Source organism: Thermoplasma sp. Kam2015 (genome assembly GCF_003205235.1).
Lineage (GTDB): Archaea > Thermoplasmatota > Thermoplasmata > Thermoplasmatales > Thermoplasmataceae > Thermoplasma.
Genome location: NZ_QJSM01000020.1, coordinates 19,475 through 36,221 on the forward strand (window position 1 = coordinate 19,475; position 16,747 = coordinate 36,221).

The 16,747-nt window shown below is 44.7% G+C and carries 15 protein-coding genes; 11 read left to right on the plus strand and 4 right to left on the minus strand.

Annotation, left to right across the window (positions count from 1 at the left end):
• Positions 1–2 precede the first annotated feature (2 nt).
• From DMB44_RS03335 to DMB44_RS03350, 4 genes are all read right to left on the minus strand, one after another.
• Entirely contained in the window at positions 3–332 is a 330-nt protein-coding gene (locus tag DMB44_RS03335) for a hypothetical protein (RefSeq protein WP_110640830.1), read from the minus strand.
• A gap of 120 nt (positions 333–452) precedes the next feature.
• Positions 453–1,682 (minus strand): RNA-guided endonuclease TnpB family protein, encoded by a 1,230-nt coding sequence (locus DMB44_RS03340; RefSeq protein ID WP_110640832.1) that lies wholly within the window; start codon positions 1,680–1,682, stop codon positions 453–455.
• A 108-nt stretch (positions 1,683–1,790) separates the two neighbouring features.
• Complete coding sequence (locus DMB44_RS03345) at positions 1,791–2,144, minus strand: DUF488 domain-containing protein (RefSeq protein WP_110640834.1); 354 nt, start codon at positions 2,142–2,144, stop codon at positions 1,791–1,793.
• A 38-nt stretch (positions 2,145–2,182) separates the two neighbouring features.
• A complete protein-coding gene (locus DMB44_RS03350; protein WP_161952083.1) occupies positions 2,183–3,721 on the minus strand; it encodes an AMP-binding protein in 1,539 nt (512 codons plus the stop codon).
• A gap of 136 nt (positions 3,722–3,857) precedes the next feature.
• Between DMB44_RS03350 and DMB44_RS03355 the strand changes: the two genes are divergently transcribed.
• The 11 genes from DMB44_RS03355 to DMB44_RS03400 all read left to right on the plus strand — a co-directional run bounded on the left by DMB44_RS03355 (position 3,858) and on the right by DMB44_RS03400 (position 16,581).
• The gene (locus tag DMB44_RS03355; RefSeq protein ID WP_237265268.1) at positions 3,858–4,796 is read left to right on the plus strand and encodes an MBL fold metallo-hydrolase; all 939 of its coding nucleotides are present in this window, start codon (positions 3,858–3,860) and stop codon (positions 4,794–4,796) included.
• Positions 4,797–4,841: 45 nt separating this feature from the next.
• A complete protein-coding gene (locus tag DMB44_RS03360) occupies positions 4,842–6,116 on the plus strand; it encodes a TrpB-like pyridoxal phosphate-dependent enzyme (protein ID WP_201796924.1) in 1,275 nt (424 codons plus the stop codon).
• A 341-nt stretch (positions 6,117–6,457) separates the two neighbouring features.
• Positions 6,458–8,173, plus strand: a complete 1,716-nt coding sequence (tes, locus tag DMB44_RS03365; protein ID WP_110641189.1) for a tetraether lipid synthase Tes — start codon at positions 6,458–6,460, stop codon at positions 8,171–8,173.
• Between the two features lie 192 nt (positions 8,174–8,365).
• Positions 8,366–9,805, plus strand: coding sequence for an APC family permease (locus DMB44_RS03370; protein WP_237265270.1), 1,440 nt, complete (start codon positions 8,366–8,368; stop codon positions 9,803–9,805).
• Positions 9,802–10,590 (plus strand): SDR family NAD(P)-dependent oxidoreductase, encoded by a 789-nt coding sequence (locus DMB44_RS03375; RefSeq protein ID WP_110640838.1) that lies wholly within the window; start codon positions 9,802–9,804, stop codon positions 10,588–10,590. The genes DMB44_RS03370 and DMB44_RS03375 overlap by 4 nt, the downstream gene beginning before the upstream one ends.
• Complete coding sequence (locus DMB44_RS03380; protein WP_110640840.1) at positions 10,587–11,786, plus strand: aminotransferase class V-fold PLP-dependent enzyme; 1,200 nt, start codon at positions 10,587–10,589, stop codon at positions 11,784–11,786. The genes DMB44_RS03375 and DMB44_RS03380 overlap by 4 nt, the downstream gene beginning before the upstream one ends.
• Positions 11,774–12,601: an aldose 1-epimerase gene (locus tag DMB44_RS03385; RefSeq protein ID WP_110640842.1), complete on the plus strand. Its 828-nt coding sequence runs from the start codon at positions 11,774–11,776 to the stop codon at positions 12,599–12,601. Before DMB44_RS03380 ends, DMB44_RS03385 begins: the two co-directional genes overlap by 13 nt.
• A gap of 31 nt (positions 12,602–12,632) precedes the next feature.
• Entirely contained in the window at positions 12,633–12,770 is a 138-nt protein-coding gene (locus DMB44_RS09255) for a hypothetical protein (protein WP_153280117.1), read from the plus strand.
• A gap of 228 nt (positions 12,771–12,998) precedes the next feature.
• Positions 12,999–13,610, plus strand: a complete 612-nt coding sequence (locus DMB44_RS03390; protein ID WP_161952084.1) for a helix-turn-helix domain-containing protein — start codon at positions 12,999–13,001, stop codon at positions 13,608–13,610.
• A gap of 95 nt (positions 13,611–13,705) precedes the next feature.
• The gene (locus DMB44_RS03395) at positions 13,706–16,198 is read left to right on the plus strand and encodes a penicillin acylase family protein (protein WP_110640846.1); all 2,493 of its coding nucleotides are present in this window, start codon (positions 13,706–13,708) and stop codon (positions 16,196–16,198) included.
• The gene (locus DMB44_RS03400) at positions 16,195–16,581 is read left to right on the plus strand and encodes a hypothetical protein (protein WP_110640848.1); all 387 of its coding nucleotides are present in this window, start codon (positions 16,195–16,197) and stop codon (positions 16,579–16,581) included. The genes DMB44_RS03395 and DMB44_RS03400 overlap by 4 nt, the downstream gene beginning before the upstream one ends.
• Positions 16,582–16,747 lie beyond the last annotated feature (166 nt).

A 16,747-nucleotide genomic window follows, 5' to 3' on the forward strand; every position in this document is an offset into this window, starting at 1 on the left:
AATCAGAGAATATACAACCAGTAGTACACCTCACTGGCCTCAAATATACTTATAAGAAATACAGCTTTATATGTTCCCTTGACGAGCACATATGAACCCACGGCCGGTGCTACACCTTGGTAGTAGACGGTGACATTTCCGGATGAGGTATTGAGGACAAATATGGAGCCGTTCGATGATTCTATCTCTGAAACTATCTTGCCTTCAAGATAGTAAGTACCTCCAGACTTCATATTGTTCGGTGGCGTCGCAAGCAATAGAGGCACGATGCCATACACGATAATTAGTATAGCGATCGCGACAACTATCCCCTCAACGCTTCTTGTCTTCATTATCTTTAGTATGTATCACTATGAATAAATGTTTGCTTCCTTCTATTGCTTGAATTCAGAGTGCAAACCAGATGTATCAGCTACATCTTTGCAGCATTATTCTTTACAGATGAGCGTGAGCTACTCCTCAGCTAAAGCATCGGAGCTTCCTGATTCAACGACCGACATCTGCCTGTACGGATATATTCCATACAAGCCCGATGTTGCGATCTCCACAGGCGTGAATTCGGATCGCACCGATCCTACTTTTATAAGTCCAATCTTCCTTATGTTCTTGGCGGCATTCAGATCCCTGTCTATAGTTAGACCGCATACATCACAATGATATATGCGATCTGATAGCTTCAGATCATGCTTTATGTTACCGCATCTTGAACATATCTTAGATGATGGATCGAACCTTCCTATTTCGATCATGTTCTTTCCATATTTTTCCGCTTTCCATTCCAGTTTCTGCTTGAAGTAATAGAAAGAAACATCACTTAGACTCTTCGATATATGATGGTTCTGCATCATTCCATGTACGTTCAGATCTTCGATGACTATGGTATCGTACTGCTTGGCTATCGCAGTCGATATTTTATCATCGAAGTCTTCACGCATGTTTCTCAGCTTCATGTACTCCTTCTGTGATTTAAGTATATGCTTGCTTCCATTCTTCGATCCTTTCTGCTTTCTTGATAGCTGTTTTTGAAGACGCTTTATTCTTTTCTCTACCTTCTTTATGAATCCTGGATTCTCTATTGCTATACCATTCGATAAGGTTGCAAATTTTTCGATGCCTAGATCTATACCAACGGAGTTCTCTGAGGATAATGGCTTCTTCTCTGGTAGTTCTTCCTCATTTTCATATATAATAGAGCAGTAGTAGTATCCTGAATCCTTTGTTATTACTATCTCATTTATGTCCCTTATTTCTGATAGCTTATCTTTAGATCCCTTGAAGTATATGCCTTCAGAGAACTTTGGGAAATATATTCTGTTTCCTTGAATTTTGATGTGCTGTGGTACTGCAAAGTATTCGTTAATACCTTTCCTTTTGAATTTAGGATGTTCAGTATTCTTATGGAAGAAGTTCTTGAGTGCATTGTCTAAAAAGCGTAGAGACATCTGAAGTGATTGGGCGTTGATCTCGTATAACCATGGATGTTCCTTCTTGAGTTCGATGAGCATGTTATTTGTGTCGAAATAGTTCAGAGAAGATCTCTGTGCATCCCTATGCGTTATATAGTATTCATCCCTCTTTTTTAGAAAGTAATTGTATACGAATCTGCAGCTGCCAAAGTGCTTCTCCAATAATATTTTCTGTCCTTCGTTTGGATACAGCTTTACTTTGGCAGCTGTTATCACTATCTATAGGTACGGTAAATTGTTTATAATTATTTCCATTGAGGGAAGTCCGTGTATCTCCTCCCTGAAGGTCGGAGTTTTACTGCTTCCCTCAAACTCCTAACCTTCCTATAACTCCATGAATTCATTCCAATGTTCCAGTACATCCTTGATAACGGCACCAGCATTCAGATCGCTCTTGGATGCCACAAGCAGTGTGAGATTATCGATCTTTCTGAGCTCATTTAAAGTCTCATTGCCGCAGAGCTCAGCTTTGTACTTTGATCTGAATTCATCCCATTTTGCCGGATCATGCGAATACCATATTCTCAGCTGATTGCTCGGCGCAAGATCCTTCGCCCACAGATCCATCCTGAGCTCCTCGCGCCTCATGCCTCTTGGCCATAATCTCTCCACAAATACGCGATACCCATCATCGCTTGAAAATGGTTCGTAAACTCTCTTCACCCTTATGGTCGTCATTCTTCATTCCCCTCAAGTATGCGTGCTGTCTTTATATGTTATTTATTTTCCTGCACTTTGCCAGCAAACTCGCGAAGGGTCTTCTTATCTATCTTACCCGTACCGGTCATGGGCATGCTATCCACAAAGATGAAGCGATCCGGGATCCACCATTCCTTGATCGAACCCTTCGATGCGAGATCGCGAAGATAGGATCTGATGACTTCCTCATCAAGTGGTTTTCCTGTCCGCGTCCTGTAGAATGCAACTGGCCTCTCCACCCATTTTTCGTCCTTTACTCCTATTACGGCAACATCGCCTACGTCGCCGATATTGGATATATAGTATTCCAGAAGCGCGCTCGGTATGAATTCTCCACCGCTCTTTATAAGATCCTTGATCCTATCCCGGATCCTTATCTTTCCATTTTCCGTTACCTCTGCTGAATCACCGGGATAGAACCAACCATCTCTATATGCTTTTTCGCTTTCCGCGTTGAAATAGCCATCTGGAATCCAGGGAGATCTGAATTTCAGCTCTTTGTTCTCCCCTTCCGTATCGAACTCCGTGAATACAAGGGGGGTGATAGAATTCACAGCGTCTGCATTTCTGGCTCCGAAATCGTCAGCGATGTCTGAAGTACCTATTCCTGCTGCGAGGCCATCCGTGAAACCGTATATGCCGGTTATCTCTATCCGATGATCCGATGCAAAATTGATTATCCCGGATGGTATGGCGGATCCTCCTATCAGTATCTTGAGATGATCCAGTGCATTCTGATCGGTGCCCACTATTGCATTGAACATCGTCGGTACCATGCTCATCCACGTCGCTCGATTTTCCTTGATCAATTTTATGGTATTCGTCGGTTCAAATCTTCCGCCGAGAATGTAGTTGGAACCTATGAGCGTGGAAATGAACAGCGTACCCCATGACCATAGATGGAAGAAAGGTATCAGCGAAAACACTGTGTCGGATGAGGTCAGTCTTGCCGGTCCAGGGAAAGCGGAGAGGTTCGTTTCCATAGCCCATATGGTGAGAACAATGTCCCTGTGCCTGTATTTCACGCCCTTGGGTTTTCCAGTGGTTCCACTGGAAAAGAGTATCGAAGCTGTACGATCTTCATGTATCTCTGGAAGCCAAAGTTTCCCTCCGCCGAAGGTTCCATACTGCGATATGAGGGTTTCCTGATCGAATACTCTGTCTTCAGGCAGGATACCTGAGCTGACAGCGGCTCCTGCGAGTTTTCTGAAGTCCCTGGAATATATAAGATAACTGCTACCTGCCTCCTTCATAGAAGCGATTATCTGATCAGGCGGTTGCCTCACATCAACCGGATGAAGGATATTCCCGGATAACGGTATGGCATATATGAGCAAGGCGAAATTAATGGTATTCCAGTCCATGACCGATATCACTCTGTTTTCGCCGAAATCCCTATGCAAATTCATAGCAATATTGAGCATCCTATCGTAAAATTCACCATATGTTAGCTCGCTTTTCCCGTCCTTCAATCCTGTTCCTCTTCCTGTTCTAATCGTCTTGTGAAATAATCTATCAAGAGTCAAACCATGATTCATCAATCTGGGCGATCCCATGCTATATAGATGCATCACCATATATATCAATCTTTTCAGATTAATATCTAACTATTATGAATAATTCAATTGAATAAGATCAGTGATAAATATTTCATCAGCAAAAATGTTATCAATACTTCCCCTATATCAACCCATGCAGTCATTGATTCAGACATTCACAGTACCGATAGAGATCCGCGCGCTAAAGACCGCAAATATATATAGAATTGAATCAGATGATTCAGCTTTTCTGATCGACTCTGGAATGTCGGATAACTCAATAAGGTCAATTGAACAGAGCCTTCATAGGATAGATTTCGCCTTCGTAACGCACCTGCACATAGATCATCTAGGAGGAGTACTCTATATGCATCAAAAATACGGGATTCCGGCATATATGAACCCCCTCGATTATGATCTGATAATGAAGGCAAATGAGGATCGTGAAGGTTATATCCGAAGACATGCAGACATATTCAGAATAAATGGTGTACCTGAAGCTATGGTTAATGACATAATAACCATGCACCCCATTATAAGGTACTTCGACTATTATTCTAAACTGGATTTTATCCAGGATTATCATAAATTGAAAGTTCAGGAACTGGAATTTGTTGAGGTTCCAGGTCACAGCCCTGGATCCACGGCAGTCTATATCCATGAGAGCCATGACCTGTTCTCCGGCGATCACATTCTCGATAGAATAACTCCGAACATAAGCGTATACGGTGATGAAGACGATCTGGGCAATTATCTCATGAGCCTGGAAAAGATAAAGCAGATGAAGGTTGAAAGGATATTTCCAGGCCACGGGAATGTGATAACAGAGCCCCGTCTGAGGATCGAGGAGATAGAGAGGCATCATCAGGAAAGAATGCATGCTATGATATCAGTCCTCAAAACCCCTAAGACGGCCTATGAGGTTGCAAGGGAAATATCCTGGAGCAAGGGTAGGAAGATGGATACCATGAATTTTATGGAAAGAAATTTTGCCATTCTGGAAACCGTATCTCATCTAAGGCATATGGATCGCATCGGTACAATTGAATCAAAGAATGAAGGTGACATAATTAAATATCTATACAGAGAATAATTACATATAGCATAAATTTTATACATGAATACAATGATCATGCCGATGATAAGAATAGACCTTAAACAGGACGAGATGCCAGACCACTGGTACAACATTCTGCCCGATCTGCCGGAAGAACTTCCAACACCGAGGGACGAGACCGGTAAAGCGTTTGAAACGCTCAAGAAGGCTGTTCCCGCTAAGGTTCTGGAATATGAGTTCTCTGGTGAACGCTATCCGAAAATACCCGAAGAGATACTTGAAAGGTACATGCAGGTGGGTAGACCAACGCCGATTATAAGAGCAAAAAGGCTAGAGGAGCTGCTGGGAGGCAACCTGAAGATATTCCTGAAGATGGAATCATATACATATTCAGGTTCACACAAAATAAATAGTGCTCTGGCGCATGTTTATTTTGCCAGAGAGGAAGGGGCTAAATTTGTATCAACAGAGACAGGTGCCGGCCAATGGGGATCCGCAGTTGCACTTGCATCAGCACTTTTCCGCATGGAATCTCATATATTCATGGTTCGCACAAGTTTCTACGCAAAACCGTATAGGAAGTACATGATGTACATGTACGGTGCACATCCACATCCAAGTCCGTCTGAATTCACAGAGTATGGAAGGGAAGTCTTGAAAAAGATGCCGGATACCCCTGGATCGCTTGGCTTGGCCATAAGCGAGGCCATACATTATGCTCTGGACAATGGTGGAAAGTACATCGCAGGTAGTGTGATAAACTCAGATATACTCTTCAAGACCATAGCAGGCATGGAGGCAAAGAAGCAGATGGAGATGGCTGGTGAAGATCCTGATTATATCGTTGGTGTTGTAGGAGGCGGTTCAAATTATGCTGCGCTGGCATTTCCATTCCTTGCAGATGAACTTTCATCCGGCAAGATAAGGAGGAAGTACATAGCCTCCGGATCTAAGGAGGTTCCTAAAATGACAGAAGGGGAATACAGATACGACTATCCTGATACTGGAAAGGTTCTGCCTCTTTTGAAGATGTACACTATAGGCTATGATTTCATACCGCCAGCTGTCTACGCAGGTGGTCTGCGCTATCACGCGGTTGCACCGACACTTAGTCTACTTATGAATAAGGGTATAGTATCAGCAAGGGACTATGATCAGGAAGAGGCATTCAGATGGGCAAGGATATTCTCCGAGACAGAGGGCTACATACCAGCACCAGAAACATCCCATGCCCTTCCCATACTGAAGGAGATAGCGGACGAGAATAAGGGAGAGAAGAAGACTGTTCTGGTAAGTTTTTCAGGGCATGGACTTCTTGATCTGGGTAATTATGCGGAGGCTTTGCACTTCGAATGACATGGATAGAAATAACTAAGAAATACATATCAATTAATACTGATTTTTATTTTGAGTGAAACGACAATTTTTGTAGCCGATACAACGAATGTTTTACGAAATACTGGAACATTAAATACCGAAATGGCATTAAATTTGTATCTATATATGCTACTCGGCTAATATCGTTATTAGCAAAGTCCGAGACAAAACAGTTTTAATATTCTATACTTTTATAGTGTTGGTGAATTCAAAAGATGCTGTCTGTTGAGAAGGAAAAATATCCAAACATTAGGTTCGCCAGTGATTTTGAAATAAGCGAAAACGCTCCATTTAAGACTGTTGATGAATTTGTGAGTGAAATGGGCCATCTTATAAATGAGGACATGCTCGTTCTGAGGGTTACCGAAAGCCTGTGCCCGGGCTGCGTTGATGAGGAGAAATTTGATCAGATGAGGATACCCGCCATAGTCTATGAGGAAGCCGGAGAGGTTAAGCTCATAAAGGAATGCCCAGAGCATGGTGTTACCGTTGAAAAATACTGGGAAGACTACGAGATGTTCGAGGAAGCAAGAAAGTGGCAGGATCCAGGCGTCAAGATACTTAACCCGAACGTGGCATATTACGCCTCCAAGATAGTATGCCCGACGCACTGCGGTCTCTGTGTGAAACACAAATCACACACAGGTCTGGGCAATATAGTGGTTACTAACAGGTGCGATCTTTCCTGCTGGTACTGCTTCTTCTATGCGAAGGAGAATGAACCCATATATGAGCCTACTCAGGATCAGATAAGGATGATGCTCCGCCGCATGAAGAATGAGAGGCCGGTTGGCGCAAACGCCGTCCAGATAACTGGCGGAGAACCAACGATGAGGGATGACATCATAGATATCGTGAGGATCGCAAGGGAGGAAGGCTACGACCACGTGCAGCTGAACACGAACAGCGTCAGAGCTGCATTTGATCCTGATTTCGTAAGGAGAGTCAGAGAGGCCGGATCAAATGTCATATACACAAGCTTCGATGGGCCTACACCCAGATCAAATCCAAAGAACTTCTGGGAGATACCGGCTGCCCTGGAGAATTACAAGAAGGCGCCGCTGGGTGTCGTCCTTGTTCCGACGGTCATCGGCGGAGTCAACGACATGTATCTTGGAGATATAATAAGATTCGGACTCTCGAATATAGACGTCGTAAGAGCCGTAAACTTCCAGCCTGTGAGTCTCGTTGGAAGGATGCCTGACAGGGCAAGGGCGAAGCAGAGAATAACGATACCTGGTGCCATAAAGAAGATTGAGCAGCAGACGGACGGACTCATAGGCAGAGAGGACTTCTTCACCGTTCCTTCTACAGCATCTGTATCAAACTTTGTGGCTGCTCTCAAGGGAAGGCCGACATATAAGTTGTCGATCCACTATGCCTGCGGTATGGGAACATACCTGTTCAAGGACGATGAGAAGGTCATACCGGTCACAAGATTCGTGGATGTCAAGGGAATGTTTGAGTACATACAGGAGCTGGCGGACGAGATCGGTGATTCAACTTTCAAGAGTCTGAGGAAGATGGAGAGCACGGCAAAGTTGCTCTACAACCTCAAGAAGTTCGTGGATTATGAGAAGGCACCCAAGGATTTCAAGCTGAAGGATATGGTCTACAACGCTTTCACGGAGGGTGATTACCATGGACTTAAGGCATTCCACTACAAGTCCATGTTCATAGGCTTCATGCACTTCCAGGATCCATACACGTACGATGTGGATCGTGTGGAGAGATGCGATATACACTATGCCATGCCTGACGGAAGGGTCATACCGTTCTGCGCATTCAACGTGATCCCTGAGCTTTACAGAGATTCAACGCAGAGGAAGTATTCGATACCGGCAAAGGTATACGAGGAGAAAACCGGAAGAAGCCTCAAGAAAGAGAAGTACTTCAGAGAGTACAGCCTTGAGGATAAGAAGAGGATAATAGCCTTCTACGAGAGGAGCATAGGAAGAAAGCTGACAGAGGAAGAGATCGGGCAGAAGCTTGAAGATCCAGTACCAGTGATATCTTCGCAGAACCCGGATATGTGATCGATCAGGTCTTTAGGATCTGATTGATGATTTTTTTCTCTTTTTACGTCATCTTTCAGTATTCTCTTTTGGCATTATGTTCAATTCTATTAATTGTATGAATATCTTTACTCACTCGCCTTAAATAGATGTCAATTAAAAGTTAAGGATGTCCATTCATATCTCATCTATACATGATACGTCGGTGATGAATTGAGTGAAGAGACATCCCTTAAGGGCAAGGAGCTTGGGCTCTGGACACTTGTGGCGCTCTCCATGGGCTCCATATATCCACTGGCGTTTGCGGTTTCAAACGGTGCTGGTGCCGTTGTATATGCGGGGTTTGCTGCACCGGTTGTTCCGATATTTGCTGCACTTGCAATACTGTTGGTATCCGTTCCAGCGCTCATGTTTTCCAGGCACGTGAGCTTTGCCGGTGGCTATTACGGTTTCGCCGAGAAGGGATTTGGACCAGCAACTGGTAAATACGTTGCGCTCGTGAACTTATTCTATTACATACTTATGGACGTCGTTTCTGTAGTTGCAGTATCGTACATACTCTCGACAGCTCTATCAGAGCTTTATGGATATACTTTGCCGCTGGCAATATACATACTGGTGGCACTCATATCAACATTTCTTATGTTTCTTTTCACGGTTCTGGACATCAAGATATCTGGAATGTCTGTACTAGTGATAGTGGCAGTTCAGATAATCATAGTCCTGATATTTTCTCTGATCACAATAGCCCGCACACCGTATAATAGTATACAGGCCTTCAATATAGCAAAGGCGCCTGCCGGCATAACAGGCGTGATGTTCGCCTCCGTCACAGCAGGATTCCTGTTTTTCACTGGTTATGGGGCGCCATTCTATTTTGCCGAAGAGACAAAGACAAGCGAAAGGACGGTCTGGAGATCCATAATACTCTCAATAGTGATTTTAACCGTAGTCAGCGTGATCGTTACATACGCTGAGGTGGCAGCGGTCGGTTTGTCTAATGCGTCCTCTCTTTCTACGGACTGGAATCCAGCGGTCGTGGCATTCGGAGAATATGTAGGAAGCATAGGAACGCTTGCATTCATCATAATTGCGCTTATAGGACAGATGTGGGCCGGCATCGTCGGTGGAATGAGCGGAGCAAGGCTGATATACGCGATGGCACGTGATAGATTCCTCTTCCCAAAGAGTTTCTCAAGAACGCATAGAAAATATCATACGCCGGTATATGGGGCGCTGTTCGAGCTCACGGTTACGGCGCTGCTCACCATACTGAGCCCGATCGTGCTGGTAAGGATCTATGGTTATTCTCAGGGCATCTTCTATTCGCTCTTCCTGTTCGGGGCGCTCACCACGTTCATGTGGATCCTTCAGCATCTGATAGCAGACGCATCTTCAGTGCCATTCTTCAGGAAACTGCATGGAAAACTGACAGCAAGAGTCGCTGCTTACACGCTCATACCTACCGTCGCAGCGGCTGCACTGTTCATCTATGCAGATATAACGTCATACGTAGGAATTGGTGAACCGTATCTGGCAGGGCTCTATGTCATCTTTGCGCTGCTCATCGCGTCATTGATTTACATAATCTACATGCATATGACGCATCGTCTTGAGAGCATGGTATCGAGCAAAGAGGAGGTGATCGAATGAGCGTTAGTGCGAGGCGAAAGGATTTCAGTTTTGATTTTACAGGCCGGATAGCGGTCGTTTCTGGAGCGTTTCAGGGAATAGGGCGATCTGTGGCCGATGCGCTGGTCAGATCGGGTGCCGAGGTCTTCGGTATCGATCCAAAATTTTCAGAGTCCACCGAGGTGGTGAAGAAATTCCATGGGATACGGGGGAGTGTTGAATCGTCGGAAGATGTAGAACATCTTAAAGATTATTTTATGGATAGATGCGATCATGTGGACTTCCTGATTAACAATGCGGGCATCTATTTCTACAAGAGTATAGAGGATTCAACGGATTCTGATTTTGAAAGGATAATTAGCATAAATCTCAGAGGATACTTCTTCATGATCAAGAGTATTCTGCCACTTCTTAAAAGATCAGATTCTCCATCGATAGTCAATATGGCATCGGTATCGGGACAGCGCCCAGAAGCCGGACATCCGCTCTATTCCATGACAAAGGGCGGCATTCTCGCACTCACCAGGGCTCTGTCAGCCGATCTTGGCCGTCTAGGTATAAGGGTTAACAGCGTGAGTCCGGGAAACATTAAAACACCGATGAACGATGCAGATATAGAGGAACAGGCTAGGATCAGAGGGATGAAACCAGAGGAAGTCGAGAGGGAATACGCAAGGGAAAGTGTTCTCGGACGACGTGGAGAAGCTGAAGAGGTTGCATCCGTTGTTCTCTTTCTCCTATCAAGCGCAGCCAGCTATATCAACGGAGCTGATATAATAGTGGATGGAGGCCTGCTTCTAGTATGAATGATCAGGAAGAACCCATACTGGCAGATTTTCTCAAATTGGTACGATCGATGAGGGTCATAAACGGCATCGGCACTATGACATTTCTAGGAGGAAACAGGGTATCGGATGAAGTCATTGAATCGATGAAGTATGTTAACGACATTTTTCTGAACATGCAGGATCTATCAAGGACGGCTGGGGAGTATATTGCCAGGAGGATTGGCGTCGATGCAGCCTGCATAACGGCAGGGGCTGCCTCTGGCACCGTTCTTGGCATAGCCGCATTGATATACCTCAGAGGGGGTGGAAAATACACCAGGGACATACTGGAACAGGGCAGAAAAATGCTGATTGCGGTTCAGAAGCCCCATCGTACAGAGTTCAGGGATCTGATATACATTGCCGGACCGGAGCTGAGGGAGTTCGGAGATACGGATATTGTAACGGAGGAATCCATGAGGAAGGTTATTGAGGATAACCCTGGAAGGATACTGGCGATAATGCACTATGCCTTTGAGCCTATGCCAGGTACGCTGCCTCTGGAATCAGTCCTGAGAATAGCCCACTCATACGGGATTCCTGTGATCGTGGATGCGGCAGCCGAACTGCCACCGAAGGAGAGTTTAACGCGATATTACAAAATGGGATCGGATATTGTTCTCTTCAGCGGTGGGAAGATGCTGGGGGGTCTCAGCAACTCTGGCCTGATGATAGGTAGGAAGGAAATAATCGATGCTGTGCACGAGATTGGGCCGCTGAACGAGGAGAATACAGATGAGGGAACCAGGATATTCATCGGCCGGCCCATGAAAGTCAGCAAGGAAACGATCGTTTCTACGGTGGCTGCGATAGAGAACTTTCTCAGGATCGATGAAGATGCATGGCTCTCAAGGATCATAAAGATGGCGGATACCATTGCGGAGATGATATCCGGGATTGATCCTGATATATCTGCCAGGGTCGTTATGCCACAGTGGAACCATCCCAGGCCTGTTAACATACCAAGAGTACAGGTTAGTTTTCCTCAGGGAATAGTGGCGAAGGAGGTTTCTTTCAGGTTAAGGAAGTTCAGAATACCCATATACACCTACTGTATGGAGGACAAGCTGTACATCAATCCGCAGTGCCTTGAAGATGACGATATACCATTGATCATAGAAGGCCTATCACACGCTCTGCACTCTGAAAAGGAGGAGACTGGATGGAGGAACTGAGATCCGGCCAGTCTTCCTGCCGTGTATCGAGAAGGGGTGCATTCGTCTCCTCCCTCACCCTGCAAGGAATGCAAATTCTGAAACCCGCATCTGATGGATATGTTACGCATGGAGGAATGTCAATACTAGTACCATATGCTGACATAGTGAAAGGCGCATCCTACGTGTGGGACGGTCAACGATACTTTCTTCCAAGGAACGCGGCCTATGAGAACAATCATGTAGACAGCATACATGGGCTAGTGAAATCTGCACCATTCTCTGTAGTTTACAATGATGAGGATTCAATTCATCTGAAGTATTCTCTGTTCCACAGCGGATACCCCTCGACTCTGGATGTTCATGTCCATTATTCGCTTTCACGTGAAGCTTTGAACACCATGATATCGATCGAAAACACTGGCAGAAGAAGCGCTCCTCTTCTTTGCGGTTCGCATCCATACTTTCTTTACGAGGATTTCTGGATCATGTACTTCAATGACCAAGTTAGATCTGTATTCGCTGACAGGAGTGATTCAGATGCGCATAGCAGGAATATCAGTTTTATTCCAAAGAAGACCGACGGTTATTATGACGATGCCTTCATGGGAGGCGGCGAGATCGAACTTGTCACCAGAGATAGGTTAATTCAAATAAGGAGAAGATCGATGCGGTTCTTTGAGGTGTACGACGGAGTTTATGCAGATGGTGTCTCAGTAGCGGTTGAGCCGATGACGGGATCACCGGATGCTTTCAACAATGGTATCGGTCTGATCAGATTGAAACCAGGTGAAACGTTCATCTGCGGTTTTGACATCGAGGCTAGGGGGATCTAAAGCTTATATCGAAATATGTCGAAATTGAGATATGGGGCTTATTGAAAGGTTATGGGCTGGGAAAGCTGTAAAATCCCATAGTCAGCGATGGGATGCAAGAACTTCCTCAATGATAAAGTTCAACAAAAAGTTTGCAGGATCGATAAAAATAGACCTTGTGTTGTACTAATGCACGTGTGTGAAGACGCTCATGAAGGTATATTAGAACGTCGTGTTTCAGCTATACGCTTTTGGAAGATGAATATCCAAATCTTTAGTCTGGGAGAACCTCACATTTTTGATAACAGTCCATTAGTGTTATGCTGAGAATTTAAGTATATGATTATGTTGATCATATATGAGTTCGGTGTCAAGGGGATTGAAGGATATAGAATTAATTAAGGCTCGATTTATTTACTTGCATGACAATTGTACGTTCAACTTCATCGATGAAGGGCTCAGCGTCAAGTTGCTGTGGAGCATGCCGTATAAGGGAGATAGGATGATTACCTATGAAAGCGTGTATCCTACTGAATCTCATATCATGGCAAAGTCGATAATAAACAAGGTTCGTGGTAACCCAAAGACTCTCTCCGTATTCGACAGATCTCTGAAAGGTCGCACTTTAACGGTGGGTTATCTTGAATGGACGGATAATTCTCCATTCTTCCTGAGCAACAGGATAGGAATGGTATCGTACGATGAATACACGATGGCGGACGGAGACGTCATAACAATTGTTACCGCTTCGGACAACTTCGATCTGATAAGGGATAATTTATCAAACTACGGAAAGATCATGAAGATTCAGATACAGAGCCTAGATCCCGCATCCATAAACGGGAAGCCCAGGTTGACAGCAATGCAGGAGAAGGTTCTTGGCAAGGCTCTGGAGATGGGGTTCTTTAACTATCCCAAGGATGTGCATCTTAAGGAGATAGCTGAGAAAATGGGAGTTTCAGTGGTATCTGTGGATCAATATCTGAGAGAGGCGCAGCGCAAGCTTGCAATGTCCTATCTGAACGGCTAGTATGAATAATTCAAGGATTCATAAGTGTTGTTATAATCTATTTTATCCTAACATTTTAACCAAATTTTTATATCTTAACTTTGTAATCAATAAATATGAAAAATTCAATATACATAATAGTAGGAGCAATTATTGTCGTTCTCATAGTTATAATCGGAACGATAACGCCTCTGATATCGATACTGAATCCAGGGACAGGAGTTCCAAGAAACACGTCCAACCTCATAATCGGGAACGAAACGATCTCGATACCAGGACTTCAGCACGAAGTAACGATAATACAGGATAATTACGGCGTGTACCACATATACGCTCAGGATAACCATGACCTTTTCCTGGCCCTGGGCTTCATTCAGGCTAAGAACAGGCTCTTTGAGATGCAGCTCTTCAAGTTGACGTCCATGGGTCAGCTTGCAAAGATGCTTGGTTCTGGGTACAGCAACTACGATAGGTTCCAGACGATGACAGGTGCTCCCTTAACGGCCGAAAAGGACTGGAACATCATCTCCGGAAATGCGAGCGTCAACGCCACTGATCGTCTGACTTATGAAGCAGTGACGGCTTACTCCGAGGGCATAAATGATTACATAAACTATTCAATATCTCATCACGTCCTCCCCTTTGAATTCAAACTTCTGGGATATACCCCAGGGTACTGGAGTCCCGTAGATACATTCGCGGTTCAGGAATACATGATACAGACCCTTGAGTTCAGCGACGATCCGCTGTTATATTCGCTTCTCTTCTACAAGCTAGGAAACCTAACGAATGATCTGATCACGCCATTCTCGCCGATTCCGCAGTACTATTATGGTGGATATAACGGTACACCGAACCAATACGTGATGAAGATGTCAGAAAATACCTATCCGGTCAACGCCACGATGGCTTCACTGGCCTTCAGTGTTGCGAAGATCTGGGATCCGCTTCACATATTCCCGCCAAATCCTACAGATCACAGTAATGAATGGGTCGTATCTGGCAACAGAACTTCCACAGGAAAACCCATACTGGTGGGAGGTCCGGTTCTGGGGTTCTCCCTGCCTTCGATCTGGTTCCAAGTGCAGCTGGTTGATCCATCCTTTGACGTTTACGGAGTTGTGCTACCCGGCGCTCCCATAATAGTCATAGGATATAACGAACACATAGGATGGACTCTCACGGATACTCAGGCCATATCGTGGGGCACATTCTTCTTCACGCAGACCGTCATGAATGGAAAATATCTGTGGAATGGAACGTATTATCCTGTGACCTCGTATGAAATGAATGGCTTCAAGGTTAACTGGACGAATCTTGGCCCGATCATGGCCACCAATGGAACAACTGCACTGGTCATGGACTGGATGGGTAACAGATTCTCCAATGATATAGGGGCGCTCCTGGAGGTAATGAATGCAACAGACTGGAAACGGTTCTCATCAGACCTTGAGATATGGAAGGCACCCTATCAGAACTTTGCCTTTGCTGATGTGAACGGAACAATTGCCGACATCTCACCAGCCTATTATCCGATATTTTCCTCCAGCGATCCAATTCCATACAACCCGAACGCTATAATGCCTGGCAATGGCACCCAGTTCATAATCGGTTCCATTCCATACTCGATGGTGCCGCATTCGGTGAACCCTTCTGACGGCTTCATAGTTAGCTCCAATCAGAGGCAGGTCGGACCGGCATATCCATACTGGTTCGGAGACACCATGACTCCATCTCCAGGCTTCAGAGCCATGCTAGAGGAATCCTACCTAAGATCTCACAGCAATTTAACAGTTGAGGATATGATGAACCTGCAGGATCATAACTATACGGACTATGAGGCGTTTCTTACCGTGCCGTACATCCTGAAGTACATGTCCACGTACAGCAATTCCACGGTTCAGGAAGCTATAACCATGCTGAAAGCATGGAACTACAGCATGGATGAGAACTCAAGGGCAGCGAGTGTCTGGTTCTTCACCTATATGTATCTCTTCAATGAGATATTCCACACATTCCTGAAAGATCATGGCGTATTTCCAGAATACAGAAGTGTGTTGAACGTCACGGGAATGGGCGGAAGCTTCCCAAACAGCATTGGTATTGCCTCATTTGACCTTGATCTTGCATACATACTCATAAATGGAAGCGCGAGGCCATTTTCAAATGAAAGCATTACAAGCCTGATAGCGAACGCAATCACAGAGGCCATGAATTATCTTTCAAGTCAGTATCCCACCGGAAACTACACATGGGGCCATTTCTATGGCTTCGTATTTCCAAGTCTCCTTGGCGTGAGTCAGCTTAGCATTGGGCCTTTACCAAGAGGTGGTGACTACAACACTCCGAACGATGCATCTGGAGTTGGACCATACAACTGGCCAAGCGGCGGTCAGAGCTTCACTATGATACTCAACTTCTCGAATCTTTCTGATTCATACGGCGTCTATCCGGGCGGCCAGAGCGAAAATCCAGCGAGTCCGTTTTACTCCAATTACGTTGATTACTGGATAAACGGAGAGTATCTGCCATTGCTCTTCTATCCTAGCTCATCATCATTCCCTAAGGCGCATGTCCTTGATGTAACCACTTTGGAGGTGATCGGATGAATAGATACTATGAGCTTGTACTGGTCGCGGTTCTGAGCATCGTGTTCACGATTGTATTCCTTATCTCTGGATTCTGGTACGGTGTGATAGTTGCCGGTTTCCTATCTACCGTATTTTTTGATCTGAAGCCATATTTATCAATACCGGTATCTACAGTGGCCTCATTGATCGGCCTAATCATCTTCGAAATACCTGAGATCTCTCATGGACTCTTTAGACTGATGTATTATGTCGGATCCATAGCAGGAATAAGCGGTAGCATGCTGATACTGATATCATTCCTTCTGGATATGCTTATGGCAGTTGCCGGAGCATTCATCGGTGTTGGTACATATCGATATTCGCTGGGAAAGAGGAATTACAGTAATGTGTCAAAACATTAATTGAATAATAGTATAACTGCGATTATAATTTCATAATATTTTTAACCCTCTTTTAATCTTCGATTCATTTTTCAGCTATTGTTATTTATCCAAAGTGAGGAAAATTATTCCATCTTGGGATTCGAGTATTAAAGATGTCAAGGAAAATTTATAATCTGGGTTATAG